At 39.4% G+C, this 14,033-nt stretch carries 15 protein-coding genes; 10 read left to right on the top strand and 5 right to left on the bottom strand.

Features of this window, described 5'->3' with window-relative positions:
- Window positions 1-174 precede the first annotated feature (174 nt).
- From MHB40_RS19130 to MHB40_RS19120, 3 genes are all read left to right on the top strand, one after another.
- Window positions 175-936 (top strand): MerR family transcriptional regulator, encoded by a 762-nt coding sequence (locus MHB40_RS19130; RefSeq protein ID WP_342441348.1) that lies wholly within the window; start codon window positions 175-177, stop codon window positions 934-936.
- A gap of 75 nt (window positions 937-1,011) precedes the next feature.
- The gene (locus MHB40_RS19125; protein WP_342441347.1) at window positions 1,012-1,461 is read left to right on the top strand and encodes a TraR/DksA C4-type zinc finger protein; all 450 of its coding nucleotides are present in this window, start codon (window positions 1,012-1,014) and stop codon (window positions 1,459-1,461) included.
- 47 nt (window positions 1,462-1,508) lie between these two features.
- Window positions 1,509-2,435 (top strand): dipeptidase, encoded by a 927-nt coding sequence (locus tag MHB40_RS19120; protein ID WP_342441346.1) that lies wholly within the window; start codon window positions 1,509-1,511, stop codon window positions 2,433-2,435.
- Between the two features lie 13 nt (window positions 2,436-2,448).
- On the opposite strand, the gene MHB40_RS19115 is transcribed toward MHB40_RS19120, so the two are convergent.
- Window positions 2,449-3,369 carry a 1,4-dihydroxy-2-naphthoate polyprenyltransferase gene (locus tag MHB40_RS19115; protein ID WP_205445146.1) on the bottom strand — a complete coding sequence of 307 codons (921 nt, stop codon included), beginning with the start codon at window positions 3,367-3,369 and terminating at the stop codon, window positions 2,449-2,451.
- 247 nt (window positions 3,370-3,616) lie between these two features.
- Between MHB40_RS19115 and MHB40_RS19110 the strand changes: the two genes are divergently transcribed.
- The 6 genes from MHB40_RS19110 (at window position 3,617) to MHB40_RS19085 (ending at window position 11,834) form a co-directional block, all read left to right on the top strand.
- Window positions 3,617-5,002 (top strand): isochorismate synthase, encoded by a 1,386-nt coding sequence (locus MHB40_RS19110; protein ID WP_342441345.1) that lies wholly within the window; start codon window positions 3,617-3,619, stop codon window positions 5,000-5,002.
- Window positions 4,995-6,710: a 2-succinyl-5-enolpyruvyl-6-hydroxy-3-cyclohexene-1-carboxylic-acid synthase gene (gene menD / locus MHB40_RS19105; protein WP_342441344.1), complete on the top strand. Its 1,716-nt coding sequence runs from the start codon at window positions 4,995-4,997 to the stop codon at window positions 6,708-6,710. The genes MHB40_RS19110 and menD overlap by 8 nt, the downstream gene beginning before the upstream one ends.
- Window positions 6,707-7,516 carry a 2-succinyl-6-hydroxy-2,4-cyclohexadiene-1-carboxylate synthase gene (gene menH, locus MHB40_RS19100; RefSeq protein WP_342533223.1) on the top strand — a complete coding sequence of 270 codons (810 nt, stop codon included), beginning with the start codon at window positions 6,707-6,709 and terminating at the stop codon, window positions 7,514-7,516. Before menD ends, menH begins: the two co-directional genes overlap by 4 nt.
- Window positions 7,517-7,580: 64 nt before the next feature.
- Entirely contained in the window at window positions 7,581-8,399 is an 819-nt protein-coding gene (menB, locus tag MHB40_RS19095; RefSeq protein ID WP_205445140.1) for a 1,4-dihydroxy-2-naphthoyl-CoA synthase, read from the top strand.
- Window positions 8,400-9,086: 687 nt separating this feature from the next.
- Window positions 9,087-10,511: an o-succinylbenzoate--CoA ligase gene (locus MHB40_RS19090; protein WP_342443769.1), complete on the top strand. Its 1,425-nt coding sequence runs from the start codon at window positions 9,087-9,089 to the stop codon at window positions 10,509-10,511.
- 132 nt (window positions 10,512-10,643) lie between these two features.
- Entirely contained in the window at window positions 10,644-11,834 is a 1,191-nt protein-coding gene (locus MHB40_RS19085) for a transglutaminase domain-containing protein (protein WP_342441342.1), read from the top strand.
- On the opposite strand, the gene MHB40_RS19080 is transcribed toward MHB40_RS19085, so the two are convergent.
- From MHB40_RS19080 to ytzI, 4 genes are all read right to left on the bottom strand, one after another.
- A complete protein-coding gene (locus tag MHB40_RS19080) occupies window positions 11,820-12,872 on the bottom strand; it encodes a zinc ABC transporter substrate-binding protein (RefSeq protein ID WP_342441341.1) in 1,053 nt (350 codons plus the stop codon). The two genes, MHB40_RS19085 and MHB40_RS19080, sit on opposite strands and share 15 nt — an antisense overlap.
- 109 nt (window positions 12,873-12,981) lie before the next feature.
- The gene (gene yidD / locus MHB40_RS19075; RefSeq protein WP_205445135.1) at window positions 12,982-13,215 is read right to left on the bottom strand and encodes a membrane protein insertion efficiency factor YidD; all 234 of its coding nucleotides are present in this window, start codon (window positions 13,213-13,215) and stop codon (window positions 12,982-12,984) included.
- Window positions 13,212-13,373 carry a hypothetical protein gene (locus tag MHB40_RS19070; RefSeq protein WP_342441340.1) on the bottom strand — a complete coding sequence of 54 codons (162 nt, stop codon included), beginning with the start codon at window positions 13,371-13,373 and terminating at the stop codon, window positions 13,212-13,214. Before MHB40_RS19070 ends, yidD begins: the two co-directional genes overlap by 4 nt.
- Window positions 13,374-13,403: 30 nt before the next feature.
- Window positions 13,404-13,550: a YtzI protein gene (ytzI, locus tag MHB40_RS19065; protein WP_205445131.1), complete on the bottom strand. Its 147-nt coding sequence runs from the start codon at window positions 13,548-13,550 to the stop codon at window positions 13,404-13,406.
- A gap of 137 nt (window positions 13,551-13,687) precedes the next feature.
- On the opposite strand from ytzI, the gene MHB40_RS19060 reads away from it, so the two are divergent.
- Complete coding sequence (locus MHB40_RS19060; protein ID WP_016992524.1) at window positions 13,688-14,005, top strand: hypothetical protein; 318 nt, start codon at window positions 13,688-13,690, stop codon at window positions 14,003-14,005.
- Window positions 14,006-14,033 lie beyond the last annotated feature (28 nt).

Raw genomic sequence — 14,033 nt, 5'->3', positions numbered from 1 at the left:
TATCACACCCCTGTGAAATATTTACTATTCATATCGGCTTGAAAATATAGCTTTATAGGTATTTATGGAATTATATTAATTCGAAGGGTGTATATGGAATAAAAAAATTTTTCATTCTGCTCTTGACCTTAACGTTGCGTCAAAGCTTACAGTAGCATTAATGGAGGTGATTACATGGAATATACCATTCAGGAGCTTGCTCAGTTGTCAGGTATTAGTACAAGAACATTGCGCTATTACGATGAAATTGGGTTGCTGAAACCAGCAAGAACCAATGAGGCGGGCTATCGATTTTATGGCCAATGGGAGGTCGATATGTTGCAGCAGATTTTATTTTACCGCGCATTAGACATGAAGTTAGTGACGATTCAGGCTATTATTCAGGCACCTAATTTTCAGCATGCCGAGGCGCTTAAAACACATAGAGCAGAGTTGCTTCAACGCAAGGAACAGTTGGAAACAATCTTACAGACAGTAGAAAAAACAATACAATCCATTGAGGAGGAACAACCAATGTCAAATGAAGAAAAATTTAAAGGTTTTAAAGAAAAGTTAATCGAGGATAACGAAAAGCAGTACGGCCAAGAAATCCGTGAGAAATATGGGGATGAAACAGTGGATGCATCTAATGCTAAGCTTATGAATATGACAGAGCAACAATATCAGGCGATGCAACAGTTAGAGCAGCAAATGTTTGAGCGTTTAGCAGAAGCAATGGAGCTTGGAGATACTACAAGTGACATTGCGATGGAAGTAGCAGAGTTGCATAAACGTTGGCTGAGTTTTACGTGGAAAGAATATTCCAAAGAGGCACATGCTGGGCTGGCACAAATGTATATAGCTGATGAACGTTTTACGGCTTATTATGATGAGCGAGGGGCAACAGGAGCAGCGCAATTTTTACATGACGCCATTATAGCTTATACAAGTAAATAAATAGGTCTTCCTTATGCTGACATGTTTTAGAAATCGTAAATTAGGAAAAAATAAAAGCATGAGGAGGAGATTTTTGTGGATCAACAAGTAATGCAACAATTAAAAAGACAACTCGAGCAAGAATTACAAGAAATAGAACAGCGACTTGAGGAATCTGAGCGTCCTCAAGCGACAGAGCTATCTAATTATGATAATCACCCCGCTGATAATGCCAGTGATTTAACGGATCAGTTGACAGAAATGGCTATGGATGAGCATCGTGAAGACACTGTGGAGGAAATTAAAAAGGCCCTTCAAGCAATGGCAGACGGAACATACGGTAAATGTGTTGTCTGCGGTGAAGAGATTCCATTAGGACGCTTAGAGGCTATGCCTAAAGCTCTGACCTGCGTGGAGCATGCAGAGCAGAAAGAAGAAAATTTACGACCAGTGGAAGAAGATGTGCTATCCTCAACCCCAAAATCAGATGATTTCATTGAGCTTGAGGAATTTGGCTCTTCTGATACACCACAAGATAAAATTTAGTAAGTTTTTCCTCACGAAAGCAGTATAATAACTGTAGAGGTGAGGATATGAAGATCATTGATTTACACTGTGATGCACTTTTAAAATTAACTACTCTTGAAACGGCGAATTTTGCTGAGGATGTGCGTATACATGCCAATCAAAAAAGATTGCAATTAGGGCAAGTAGAGACTCAAGTGTTCGCCATCTTTATTGACCCAAAAATCCCGCAAAATTTGCAATTTCTTGAGGTCATGCGTCAAATCGAAGCATTCCATACTCATGTTTTACAAACAGAGGGCATGGTGCATATTACAGATTGGGCACAGTTAGACCAATTAGCTCCACATGAAATAGGAGCTGTTTTAAGCTTAGAGGGCTGTAGTGCCATTGGCGAAGATTTAACGAAGCTAACAGCTGTACTGGATGCGGGCGTGAAATTAGTAGGTTTAACGTGGAATGAAGAAAATGCTGTAGCTCATGGTGCTGAACAGGATGCAACCCTTGGATTAAAGCCATTTGGTAAAGAAGTTATACAATTATTAAATGAGCGCGATATGATTATTGATGTCTCCCATCTAAATGAGCAAAGCTTTTGGGATGTCTTGCCGTTAGCGAAGCATATTATTGCAAGCCATAGTAATGCACGTGCACTATGTGACCATCCACGCAATTTAACAGATGCGCAGGCAAAGGCACTTGTAGAGCATGGAGGACATATCCATGTTGTTTATTTCCCACTCTTTATTGGAAAAGATGCAACACTAGACCATTTAGTGGAGCATGTGGAGCATTTAGCGGAACTAGTAGGTGTAGAGCATATAGGGTTAGGCTCCGATTTTGATGGGATTGATAGGACTGTTAGTGGCTTAGCACATGCAGGAGAAGCGCAAAATTTACTAGAGGCATTACGCACACGTTTTTCAGATGAAGAAGTGTATGGTATTGCAAGTCTAAATTTCCGACGCTATGTAAAAAAAGCAGCAACCCGTTAAGGCTGCTGCATCTTTAATAAAAGAAATAATGAAATAATAAACCGATTCCTAATAGGAAGCCAAAGAATGTATTTGTTTGCGCTGTATATTTCATCGCAGGCATTACCTCTTTGGCTTCTTTTTTGTCTCGGAAAATTTGAATGGCACGTAATGGTTTTGGAATACTTAGGAAGATGATTAAAGCCCAAAATGTAATACCATCAACTGCTACAAGAGCGATCACCCATAAATAGGAGACGATAAAAAAGCCTGATAACACGGAAATTGCATTATCACGTCCTACCAAAATAGCCAAGGTCTTTCGTCCGCCCTCTGTATCACCAACAATATCACGAATATTGTTTGATAGCATAATGGCACCGACTAAAATCATGCTTGGTACAGAAAGCAACACAGCATCCAGTGTTACTGTAAGCGTTTGAATATAAAAGGCAATTAATACAATGCCCATACCCATTACTGCGCCAGAGACAATTTCACCAAATGGAGAATAGGCGATTGGGTACGGTCCACCTGTATATAAGAAGCCAATAAGCATACAAACAAGTCCGACAGCTGCTAACCACCAAGACGTTGAGGCACATATGTAAATGCCAAGAAGCATGGCAATAGCATAAAAGCTTAATGCAATCATCATAATTGTTTTTGGCTGTACACCATGACGGACAATCGTACCGCCAATCCCAACAGAATGCTCGTTATCTAATCCTAATTTGTAATCATAATATTCATTGAACATATTCGTTGCTGCTTGGATAAGCATACTTGCAATAAGCATAGCAAAAAATAGTCCAAAATCAATTGTTTCTTTATCAATTGATAAGGCAATAGCTGTTCCTAGGAATACTGGAACAAATGAAGCGGTTAAAGTATGTGGACGTGTTAAATGCCACCAAACTTTAAAACCCCTATCAGCTTCAATGACTTTGGTCATAAGGTCTTTCTCTCCTTCAAATGTTGTCGACTCTTCTTATTTTAAACGAAGATTGAGAAAATGGGTAGGTTCACAGCTTATTACATACTGTTTAATGAAAAAAAGTGATACAATAGAACATGCATTTATGATCTGAAAATAAAAAAAGAGCGGTTAGCAACAGTACGAATAACTGCGTTGTCGACCAAAATATGATGTGTTTTAACCATCATTCATTATGTACATTGCAACAACGGAGGTAATTTTCATGCAACAGAAGTGGTACCAAGCCACAGAAGTAGAAGTGGACTCTTTGGGCCAAAGCCTTCATTTTTATATGGAAACAATTGAAGTAAGTCGCCTTTCTGCACTGGCGTTCTATGCAGCAGGCGAAGAATGTTATAAAGGTGAACGATTTTATTGGCAAAATAGAGAAAAAACAATGACATTAGTTGGACTAGGACATGCTCATACCATTCAAAACAACGCTAAAGATGACCGCTTTGATGCTGTAGAAGCGGAATGGAAAAAATTAACGAAAAACTGTCTAAAAGGTCAAAGAGAGCTACAACCTATTTTGTTTGGTGGCTTTACATTTGATCCTCAAAATAATGTGGATGGGGAATGGACGGATTTCCCAGAGGCTTATTTTGCATTAGCAACGTTTCAGCTTGTGATACGTGATGATAAAGCATACGTGAGTATTCATCTTTTGACACAAGATCAGCAGGCTGAGGAGCAGTTCGAAGCTCTAAGAAAAGAGCGAGATCATTTAATTCATGCGGCTCAGGTTAAAGAAGTGAAAACGTATACAAAACCTGAAATCACAAGTTATTTTGAGCCATATAAGGAACCTTATCTAGCCTCAATTGATCAAGTGACGGCATTAATTAAGGAGAAAAAGGCAGATAAAGTGGTCATTGCACGCTCGCTTGCTTTGCAATTTAAAGAGTATGTAACTGCACCACAAGTGCTTTCCCAAATTATTCATGAGCAACCAGAAAGCTATTTATTCGGCTTAGAGCATAGAAATTTATTGTTTTTTGGAGCATCACCCGAACGGCTTGTGAAAGTAGAAGAGGGTCGTGCATTTTCTTCTTGTATTGCTGGCTCGATTAAACGAGGTAAAACAGCTGAGGAAGATGAGGCTTATGGACAAAGTTTATTAAATGATCCTAAAAATGGCGGAGAACACCAGTATGTTGTCGATATGATTGCGGATACATTCCGTAAAAATTGCATGGACATGACGGTGCCAGATAGACCACGCTTATTAAAAATACGGGATATTCAACATTTATATACACCTATAGAAGGTCAGTTAAATCAGGACGCAACAATCCTACAACTGACTAAATCATTACATCCAACACCCGCTTTAGGTGGTGTACCACGCACAGAAGCATTGGCGGCCATTCGCAAATATGAGCCGATGAATCGAGGGCTGTATGCTGCGCCAATAGGCTGGCTAGATGCAGAGGGTAACGGTGAATTTGCAGTTGCCATACGTTCAGCTGCCTTACTAAGTGATAAAGCTTATTTATATGCGGGCGGTGGGATCGTCGCAGATTCAGAACCACAATCTGAATATGAAGAAACATTAGTCAAATTCCGTCCAATGCTTCGTGCGCTAGGGGGACAATTGCATGAGTGAACGAAAAATACTAACAGATTATGTTTATAAAATGGTCGCATCGCTAGTGCAGGCTGGTGTAGAAAATGTTGTCGCCAGCCCAGGCTCACGTTCAACACCGCTTGCTTATGCGGTTGCTTCCACTAAACAGGTAAAAATGTATCGGCAGGTAGATGAACGCTCAGCTGCGTTCTTTGCGCTAGGGCTGGCTAAGGCAACTGCTAAACCAGTAGTTCTCTTATGTACATCTGGTACTGCGGCAGCAAATTATTTTCCTGCAATTGTGGAGGCAAGCTATGCACGAGTACCATTGATTATCATAACAGCTGATCGCCCACATGAATTACGTGAGGTAGGCGCTCCGCAGGCTATCAATCAACCTAATTTATATGGTTCACATGTGAAATGGAGTGTTGATTTTCCGTTAGCAGATGGTGCAGAACCAACATTGCCTTTTATTGAGCGTCATCTTGCTCGTGCGGTAGCCATTGCAACGAGTGCACCTTTTGGACCAGTACATATCAATGTACCTTTCCGTGAGCCTTTATTAATTGATTTACAGCAGGATCTACCAGCAGTGACGTTTAAGCACAGCAGTATGGGACAATTAACCCCTACGACTACTGATCAGCAGGAACTTTCCTCTATTCTACAATCAACTAAAAGAGGCTTTATGATTATTGGTGAGTTAGCTCTTGGTACAGATTTATCCATTGTTTGGCAATTTATGCGTCAGCTGAAGTGGCCTGTCATTGTGGAAAGTTTATCGAATATGCGTACATCCGTACCAGAGGATTGTTTACCATATATCGTGACAACCTATGATGCCATTATGAAGAGTGATGACTTCAAAGCACTGGTGCAACCAGATACAGTAATCCGAATAGGAGCACAGCCTGTTTCGAAATTTATTATGCAATTCATAACAAAAACACAGCCCAATGCCTATGTGATTATTGATGAAGACCCTATGTTTAGAGATGCTACGGGCGTATCTACGCATTTTATTCATGCGAATATCGATCAGTGGCTGACAGAATTAGCGATTACTGAAACAGCTATTGAGGAAACCTACTTAGCTGAATGGCAAAAAGCGAATCAGCTCGCTACAATGCATATTGAGCAATACTCAGAGGTAGAAAAAGATGAAGGAGCCATAGTCAGTCGTTTACTCAAAATGATTCCTGACGGTAGTGATATTTTCGTTAGCAGTAGTATGCCAGTACGTGATATCGATACATTTTTATTGGCTACACCGAAAGATCTACGTGTTTTTGCCAATCGAGGCACGAACGGAATCGATGGGGTAGTATCAACAGCTATCGGTTTCAGTCAAGGAAATAATCGAGAAAGTTATTTACTGATTGGTGATCTAGCCTTTTTACATGATGTCAATGGACTGATTGCTTCCAGATATCAGGAATGTAACTTAACGATTATTGTGATGAATAATGATGGTGGAGGTATTTTTTCTTACTTACCACAGTCAACTGTTGAAGATCATTATGAGGATTTATTTGGCACACCAACAGCCCTTGAATTCCGTGATATTGCCCATATGTATGATATGGACTATGTACGTGTGGAATCAATTGACGAGCTTTCCGAGAAATTTTCAACAAGTAAGAAACGTTCTTTACGGTTGGTTGAAATATTTACAGATAGAACCGAGAATGTGAATGCACATCGAGGACTTTGGAATCGAATTAATGCGGAGTTAAAAGCATGACAAAATGGATGATTCGGGGGCTTGAAACCCATGTTGACATATGGAATGAAAATGGTGAACACACGCTCGTTGCGTTGCATGGATTTACAGGTAGTACGGCAACATGGCATAGTCTAGCACAAGCTCTTCCTCATGTTCGTGTTATTGCCATTGATTTAATTGGGCATGGTCAAACAGCTATTCCACAGCACGTACAGCGTTTTTCTATGGAGGAGCAATTACAGGATTTAGAAGAACTATTTTGCCAACTCAGTTTAGAGAAATTTACGCTGTTAGGCTATTCGATGGGTGGAAGAATCGCTTTATCCTATGCCATTACGTATCCAGGTCGCATTCATCAGCTCATTTTAGAAAGTGCTTCTCCTGGCTTACGAACAATCGAAGAGCAAAATGAACGTTGTAAGCGAGATGAAGCACTGGCACAAAAAATAATGACAAATGGTATACGGTCATTTGTCAATGCATGGGAAAACATACCGCTTTTTGCTTCACAGCAACGTCTATCTAAAAGTGTAAGAGAAGCCATTCGAGTCGAAAGGCTTTCACAGAAAGAAGAGGGACTCGCAGGAAGCTTGAGAGGTATTGGGACAGGAGTTCAACCTTCAAACTGGGATAGACTGGAGCAACTAGAAATGCCTGTCCTGTTAATTACCGGGGCATTGGATGAGAAATTTTGTAAAATTGCACTAGAAATGAAAGCGCTCTTAAATACTGTTAAGCATTTAACAGTAAATGACGCTGGACATGCAATTCATGTGGAAAATCCCGCTGAGTTTGCTACAATAGTAGAGGAGTATTTAACGTAATATAACGATTACGTTAGCGCCTCGCTAGAAACGAGACGAATTTAATGCTATAGGAGGCAATTCAATGACACGTCAATGGACTACACTACATACTTATGAAGACATTAAGTATGAGTTCTATAACGGTATCGCAAAAATTACGATTAACCGTCCAGAAGTGCGTAATGCATTCCGCCCAAAAACGGTTATGGAAATGATTGACGCATTCTCACGTGCACGCGATGATAAAAATATCGGTGTTATTATTCTAACTGGTGAAGGTGAACATGCTTTCTGCTCAGGCGGAGACCAAAAAGTTCGCGGTCACGGTGGCTACGTAGGGGATGATGAAATCCCACGTCTAAACGTTCTTGATTTACAACGTTTAATCCGTGTGATTCCAAAACCTGTAGTGGCAATGGTTGCAGGCTATGCAATTGGTGGAGGACATGTTTTACATGTTGTCTGTGACTTAACAATTGCTGCGGACAATGCTCGCTTTGGACAAACTGGACCAAAAGTAGGTTCATTCGATGCTGGTTATGGCTCAGGCTATCTTGCTCGTATTATTGGTCATAAAAAGGCACGCGAAATTTGGTACCTTTGCCGTCAATACGATGCACAACAAGCACTTGATATGGGCTTAGTCAATACAGTTGTGCCTTATGCGCAATTGGAAGATGAAACAGTTCAATGGTGTGAAGAAATGCTTCAAATGTCACCAACTGCACTACGCTTCTTAAAAGCAGCGATGAATGCAGATACAGACGGTTTAGCAGGTCTTCAACAAATGGCTGGTGACGCTACACTTCTTTACTACACAACTGATGAAGCAAAAGAAGGTCGCGACGCATTCAAAGAAAAACGTCAACCAGATTTCGGTCAATTCCCAAGATTCCCTTGATTAGTAAAGGGTGTAAAGCTCGTATCTTTTTGGAGATACGAGCTTTTTGTATGTGCTGGAGGAGGATTGGTGGATAGAAAGCTAAAAGTTGCGGATAGAAGCGGCTAAGCAGTGGTTAAAATGCTCAAAGTAGCGGATAGCATCTGAAATGTGAAGGATAGAGTAGGGTTGTAATAAGAGTGTTGGATAGAAAGCTAAAAGTAGCGGTTAGAAGCAGCTAAGAGGTGGTTAAAAAGCTCAAAGTAGCGGAAGCATCTGAAATGTGAAGGATAGGGTAGGGTTGTAATAAGAATGGAGGATAGAAAATTAAAAGAAGCGGTTAGAAGCAGTTAAGAGGTGGTTAAAAAGCTAAAAGTAGCGGATAGCATCTGAAATGTGAAGGATAGGGTAGGACTTGTAATAAGAGTGTTGGATAGAAAGTTAAAAGAAGTGGTTAGAAGTAGTTAAGAGGTGGTTAAAAAGCTCAAAGTAGGGGATAGCACGTTAAAATGTAAAGGATAGAGTAGGGTTGTAATAAAAGTGTTGGTTAGAAAGCTAAAAGTAGGGGATAGCACGTTAATATGTGAAGGATAGAGTGACTTGTAATAAGGGTGATAGATAGACACACTAAAGTGGTAGATACCCCGTGGATTAATAGACAAACTAGACAGGAAAGCGTTAAGATGTAGGGTGATTGGAGTGACAAAGATGTATCCTAATTGGATTTTACAACGAGCTTATTTAACACCATTACGCAAGGCACTGACTTTTAAAAAGCGAAGCTGGACTTTTCAAGAATTAAATGATGAATCGATAAAACGTGCTCGACAATTAGTGGCACTCGGTATTCAACAGGGTGATCGAATTGCGATCATGGGGCCAAGTAAGCCTGCGCTTGTGATCATGATGTATGCCTGCATGCATTTGCAATGTGAGATGGTGATGCTTAATCGCAGACTATCACAGGAAGAGCTGGCTTATCAGCTAGAGGATTCAGAGGCTGTGGCAGTGTTGATTGCAGATGAGGATGTAGAAAAGCTGCCATCTGAAACAGCCTATCATTTATTTTCAGCGATTGAAGAAGGGGCAGAGGGTGCACTAGAGATAGCCAAGGAATGGCCTCTTCATCAAACAACAACGATTATGTATACTTCGGGTACAACGGGCTTTCCAAAAGGTGTTCGCCAAACGGTTGGAAATCATCAGGCTAGTGCGACTGCCTCCGTTTTAAATATTGGGCTGCAGGCTCAGGATGTTTGGTTATGTGCTGTACCTTTATTTCATATTAGTGGATTTTCCATATTAGTGCGGTCGCTGCTATATGGCAATCAAGTCGTTTTATATGATCAATTTGATGTGGAAGCTATCGCGCAAAATATTATGGATGGGGATGTTACCCATATGTCTGTTGTAGCGGTGACCTTGGAACGTATTCTACATACACTAGAGCAATGCAATGCGAAAGCTTCACCTCATTTTAAGCTGATGCTAGCTGGAGGTGGGCCTGTACCCGTGGATTACTTAGCGAGAGCGCATGCGTTAAATTTAGCTGTCGCACAAACATATGGGATGACAGAAACCTCCTCACAAACAGCCACATTGGCAAGTGAAGACGCTATGCGGAAAATTGGTTCTGCTGGAAAGCCTTTATTTTTTAATCAAATAAAGATTGCTGAGCCAAATGCTAAAGGTGAAGGGGAAATTTGCATTCGAGGTCCTCATGTCACACCTGGCTATATTGGACGTTTTGCACAAAAAAATGCAACGATGGCTGGCTGGCTTCATACTGGAGATATTGGTTATTTAGATGAGGAAGGTTACTTATTTGTCATTGATCGAAGGGCAGATTTAATTATTTCTGGAGGAGAAAATATTTATCCTGCAGAAATAGAAAATGTGCTACTCACACATCCAGCAGTCAAAGAAGCGGGTGTATGTGGTATGCCTGATGAGCAATGGGGACAGGTACCTATTGCATTTATCGTGTTAAATGAGCAGGTATCTGTTGAGCAATTACAAGCCTTTTGTATACAGAAACTTGCTAAATATAAAGTACCTAAAGAAATGATTATCACAGACAGTCTTCCACGCAATGGCGCGGATAAATTACTGAGACGAAAATTATTACAATAAAAATCTTGTGAAAGAAGTCTTCTTACAAAGGAAGGCTTCTTTTTTATTTGAACTTTTAGCATGAAATTAATCATTTATTAACATAATAAAAAAAGAGAGGCATAAACTATTTAGTAAAGGAGAATGACTCATATGAGGAAATATATATATAATGTTGTCATTATATTATTTGTTCTACAAATGAGTCATGTGCAAGTATTTGCAAACTATGAAAAAGAAGATGTAGCAACAGCTCATACAATTGAAACACTACAATCTCTCATTAATAAAGAAGTTATGCAACTATCGTCCGAATTCTCGATTCGTTATACTGGTGATATAGCCGAGATAAAAGATGAACTAACGGAAATTACTAAAAATGCGATTGAAAACTCTTATATTTATACTAATATTTCAAGTTTCCAATGGAAGTACGAAGGGTATAGCAATAATATTGTCATTGCATTTGCATTTACGTACCATCTATCACAAACGGAGGCGGTATTTGTAGAGCAAACCTTGGCGAATATTATTGCGCCTATGCATGGATTAAGTGACGTAGAAAAACTACAGGCTGCACATGATTTTATTGTCTTATCTGCGGAATACTCCAAGGAAACAGAAGGAAGTCAATATTCTCCTTATACATTATTAACGGAGAATAAGGGCGTCTGCCAGGCATATGCTTTAGTGTTATATCGAATGTTAGAAATGCTGGGCTTTGAGGTACAATATGTACCTGGAAAAGTAGGAGAACAGCTACATGCCTGGGTATTAGTGAAGCTTGATCATGCTTGGTATCATATTGATGTGACATGGGATGACCCTTTGCCAGATCGGAAAGGGGAAGTTCGCTATCAATATTTTTTAGTGTCGGATCGCCAATTAGCACAAGATCATACCTGGGACTATGCAAGCTTCCCTGCTGCAACAAGCGAGAAATATACGGAATTGCAGGAAGAAACGAAAAGACAAAGTTTAGCAATGCCAATACAACATCGTTTCAATCAAAATATGGGATTATCAATTATTGGCGAAAATAGGTTAGCAGTACAACAATTAGTGGAACAGCCGATGAAGCTTGTTACACAAAAAAACAATAAGCAAGACACTTTAGTTCAGTTTGACTTTATTGAATGGGCACCGATGCTAGTAGAAAGTAGTATAACGGCCTATGTTGCAATTCAGCCAAAAGCGAAGCATATGACTAAGCAAAAAACAACAAAGTGGCTAGCGTCTTTTTATCGAGCGGAGAAACGAATGCCACAAGAAAAATATGTCATAATAAAGGAGGTGTCCCATCCATTGCGGGGCACCTCCTTACTCATATTATTGAACGCTTAAAGCTTTTTCTAATGTTTGAATATTTTTTTGCATCAATGTGAAATAGGTTTCCTCATTTTTTTCATCATCAGCTGTTAATACACTTAAATTATGCAAGACAAGAGATTCTGCACCTACTTCTTTTTGAATAACCTCTGCTAATTTTGAAGAGACATTTTGTTCAAATAAAATATAGTGAATATGCAATTCATTTGCTTTGTCTACAATCTTTGTTAATTCCTTTTGGGATGGCTCATTTTGTGAATTCAAGCCAGCAATCGGCACTTGAGTTAAGCCGTATTGACCTGCAATATAGCCAAATGCAGCATGTGATACAAAGAATGTTTTATTTTGTGCTTTGTCAGTCATTGCTTTAAAATCTTGATCTAAATCCTGTAACTCTTTTACTAATGCATCATAATTTGTGTTAAAAGTTGCCTCCTGCGCCGGCATTTTTTCAACTAATGTGTTTTTAATAGCCAGTGCTAAATCTTGACTAATTGTAGGAGATAACCAAACATGTGGGTCGATATCGCCATGCTCATGCTCGTCATGTCCATGCTCTTCACCTTCATGTTCGTGCTCATGCTCTTCCTCTGTGGCACCGTGCTCATGCTCGTCATGTGTGTCTGCTTCATGTTCTTCATCTTCCGCATGCACATGCCCTGTGCTGACAGCTAATTTTTCATCTGAAACTTCATCAGCAGTTGCCACCATTGTAACATCTTCGTTCTCTAATGTTTTTTTAGCGTTTTCTACAAAGCCTTCAAGTCCTAATCCAATATAGAAAAAGATATCAGCATCTGCTAATTTCATCATATCTTTTTGTGTTGGCTCGAAGGTATGTTCATTTGCACCAGCTGGATAAATAGAAGATACTTCAACATAATCGCCACCAATGCGCTGTGCAAAATAGCTTAACGGATAAACCGTTGTATAAATACTTAACTTATCTTTTTCCTCAGTCTTTTGGGCTGTGGACGATTTGTCTCCACCTCCACAGGCGGCAGTAAATAAAGCAAGAACTGCGACTAGCAATACTAAATACAGTTTTTTCATATAATAAGATACCTCTCTTAAATAGTAATCATTACGATTTATTTTTTAGAACAGTTATTATGATAACGCACAACTTAAAAAAGTACAAGAAAAAAATGCCCTGCGAAAATTAATTCTTTTTCGAAGGCCATTTTTCAGGCACAGGATCAAAGCCACCAGGATGAAATGGATGGCATTTGGATATACGTGTAATCGTTAAAAGGAAGCCTTTGAATGCACCGTGCTTTTGAAAAGCTTCGAGGCCATAAGAAGAACAGGTAGGATGAAAACGACAAGTCGGTGGCGTCATAGGTGAAATGAATTTTCTATAAAACCGAATGAGCCAAATAAAGGGGTATTTCATCGCTGCTCTTCCTTTTGCTGAGCTGTGATTTGTTCAGGCTTTGGATCAATTGTTTGTGTAAAGATATTATTTTTTTTCTTCATAATGATAATGACGGAAACGCCAAACATTAGCATCATCATGGCAATCATAATGATAATTGGTAAAGGTACGCCCATTGCTTTCACTCCAAATTCAAGTAATGATAATTAATTCTCCTCTTGATGATAGCTTTGCTTCGGTTTTTCATCAACAGTATGTTTAAAGGCATAGGCACGGTTGACACTGATAATCGTCGCAAGGGTGATAAAGATAACGATGATAACTGCGACTATTAAGAGCGTAGTTAAACTCATAGTATTCACTCCGTTCTTTATTCATCATACCTATTATAAATTATCTGGTCCTATTAATTGTGAAGGAAGTTTGACATAAAAGCGAATAAAACAACACCTATCACTCCATACTATGGAAAAAGGAGTGAATCATAAAGATGGATCGTCAGCGCGTATATTTTTCACTTGCCAATAGAACTTATTATACAAATCCATATGCAGGACCATGGAATTTTGAACTGAATGTAGATCGACAAGCATTAGATGTTTTTGAGAGGATCTTTCAGCAAATGCAGCTGTTGGAAATTTCGAATGCATGGCGTGCACAGTTACCGTATATACAGTATCACCTAGATAGGGAAAATGATGAAATAGATAAAAGATTAATGAAAATCTATGCACTTGTTCATGAATATGGGGATGATGATACGAAGGCATTCGTTGAGCAGCTTCCTTATTTTAATAAACGTGTCTAGCGAATAAGGGAAAAGGTCACTAATTCAG

Origin of the sequence: Lysinibacillus sp. FSL K6-0057 (genome assembly GCF_038630885.1) — a bacterium.
GTDB classification, from domain to species: domain Bacteria; phylum Bacillota; class Bacilli; order Bacillales_A; family Planococcaceae; genus Lysinibacillus; species Lysinibacillus fusiformis_F.
This window is presented reverse-complemented; position numbering and strand designations above follow the sequence as displayed.

What these genes read in the sequence shown, in the direction of transcription:
- MHB40_RS19130 (WP_342441348.1), top strand. Translation starts at nt 175, where the DNA reads ATGGAATATACCATTCAGGAGCTTGCTCAGTTGTCAGGTATTAGTACA.
- MHB40_RS19120 (WP_342441346.1), top strand. Translation starts at nt 1,509, where the DNA reads ATGAAGATCATTGATTTACACTGTGATGCACTTTTAAAATTAACTACT.
- MHB40_RS19115 (WP_205445146.1), bottom strand. Translation starts at nt 3,369, where the DNA reads ATGACCAAAGTCATTGAAGCTGATAGGGGTTTTAAAGTTTGGTGGCAT.
- MHB40_RS19110 (WP_342441345.1), top strand. Translation starts at nt 3,617, where the DNA reads ATGCAACAGAAGTGGTACCAAGCCACAGAAGTAGAAGTGGACTCTTTG.
- menD (WP_342441344.1), top strand. Translation starts at nt 4,995, where the DNA reads ATGAGTGAACGAAAAATACTAACAGATTATGTTTATAAAATGGTCGCA.
- menH (WP_342533223.1), top strand. Translation starts at nt 6,707, where the DNA reads ATGACAAAATGGATGATTCGGGGGCTTGAAACCCATGTTGACATATGG.
- menB (WP_205445140.1), top strand. Translation starts at nt 7,581, where the DNA reads ATGACACGTCAATGGACTACACTACATACTTATGAAGACATTAAGTAT.
- MHB40_RS19090 (WP_342443769.1), top strand. Translation starts at nt 9,087, where the DNA reads ATGTATCCTAATTGGATTTTACAACGAGCTTATTTAACACCATTACGC.
- MHB40_RS19085 (WP_342441342.1), top strand. Translation starts at nt 10,644, where the DNA reads ATGAGGAAATATATATATAATGTTGTCATTATATTATTTGTTCTACAA.
- MHB40_RS19080 (WP_342441341.1), bottom strand. Translation starts at nt 12,872, where the DNA reads ATGAAAAAACTGTATTTAGTATTGCTAGTCGCAGTTCTTGCTTTATTT.
- yidD (WP_205445135.1), bottom strand. Translation starts at nt 13,215, where the DNA reads ATGAAATACCCCTTTATTTGGCTCATTCGGTTTTATAGAAAATTCATT.
- MHB40_RS19070 (WP_342441340.1), bottom strand. Translation starts at nt 13,373, where the DNA reads ATGGGCGTACCTTTACCAATTATCATTATGATTGCCATGATGATGCTA.
- ytzI (WP_205445131.1), bottom strand. Translation starts at nt 13,550, where the DNA reads ATGAGTTTAACTACGCTCTTAATAGTCGCAGTTATCATCGTTATCTTT.
- MHB40_RS19060 (WP_016992524.1), top strand. Translation starts at nt 13,688, where the DNA reads ATGGATCGTCAGCGCGTATATTTTTCACTTGCCAATAGAACTTATTAT.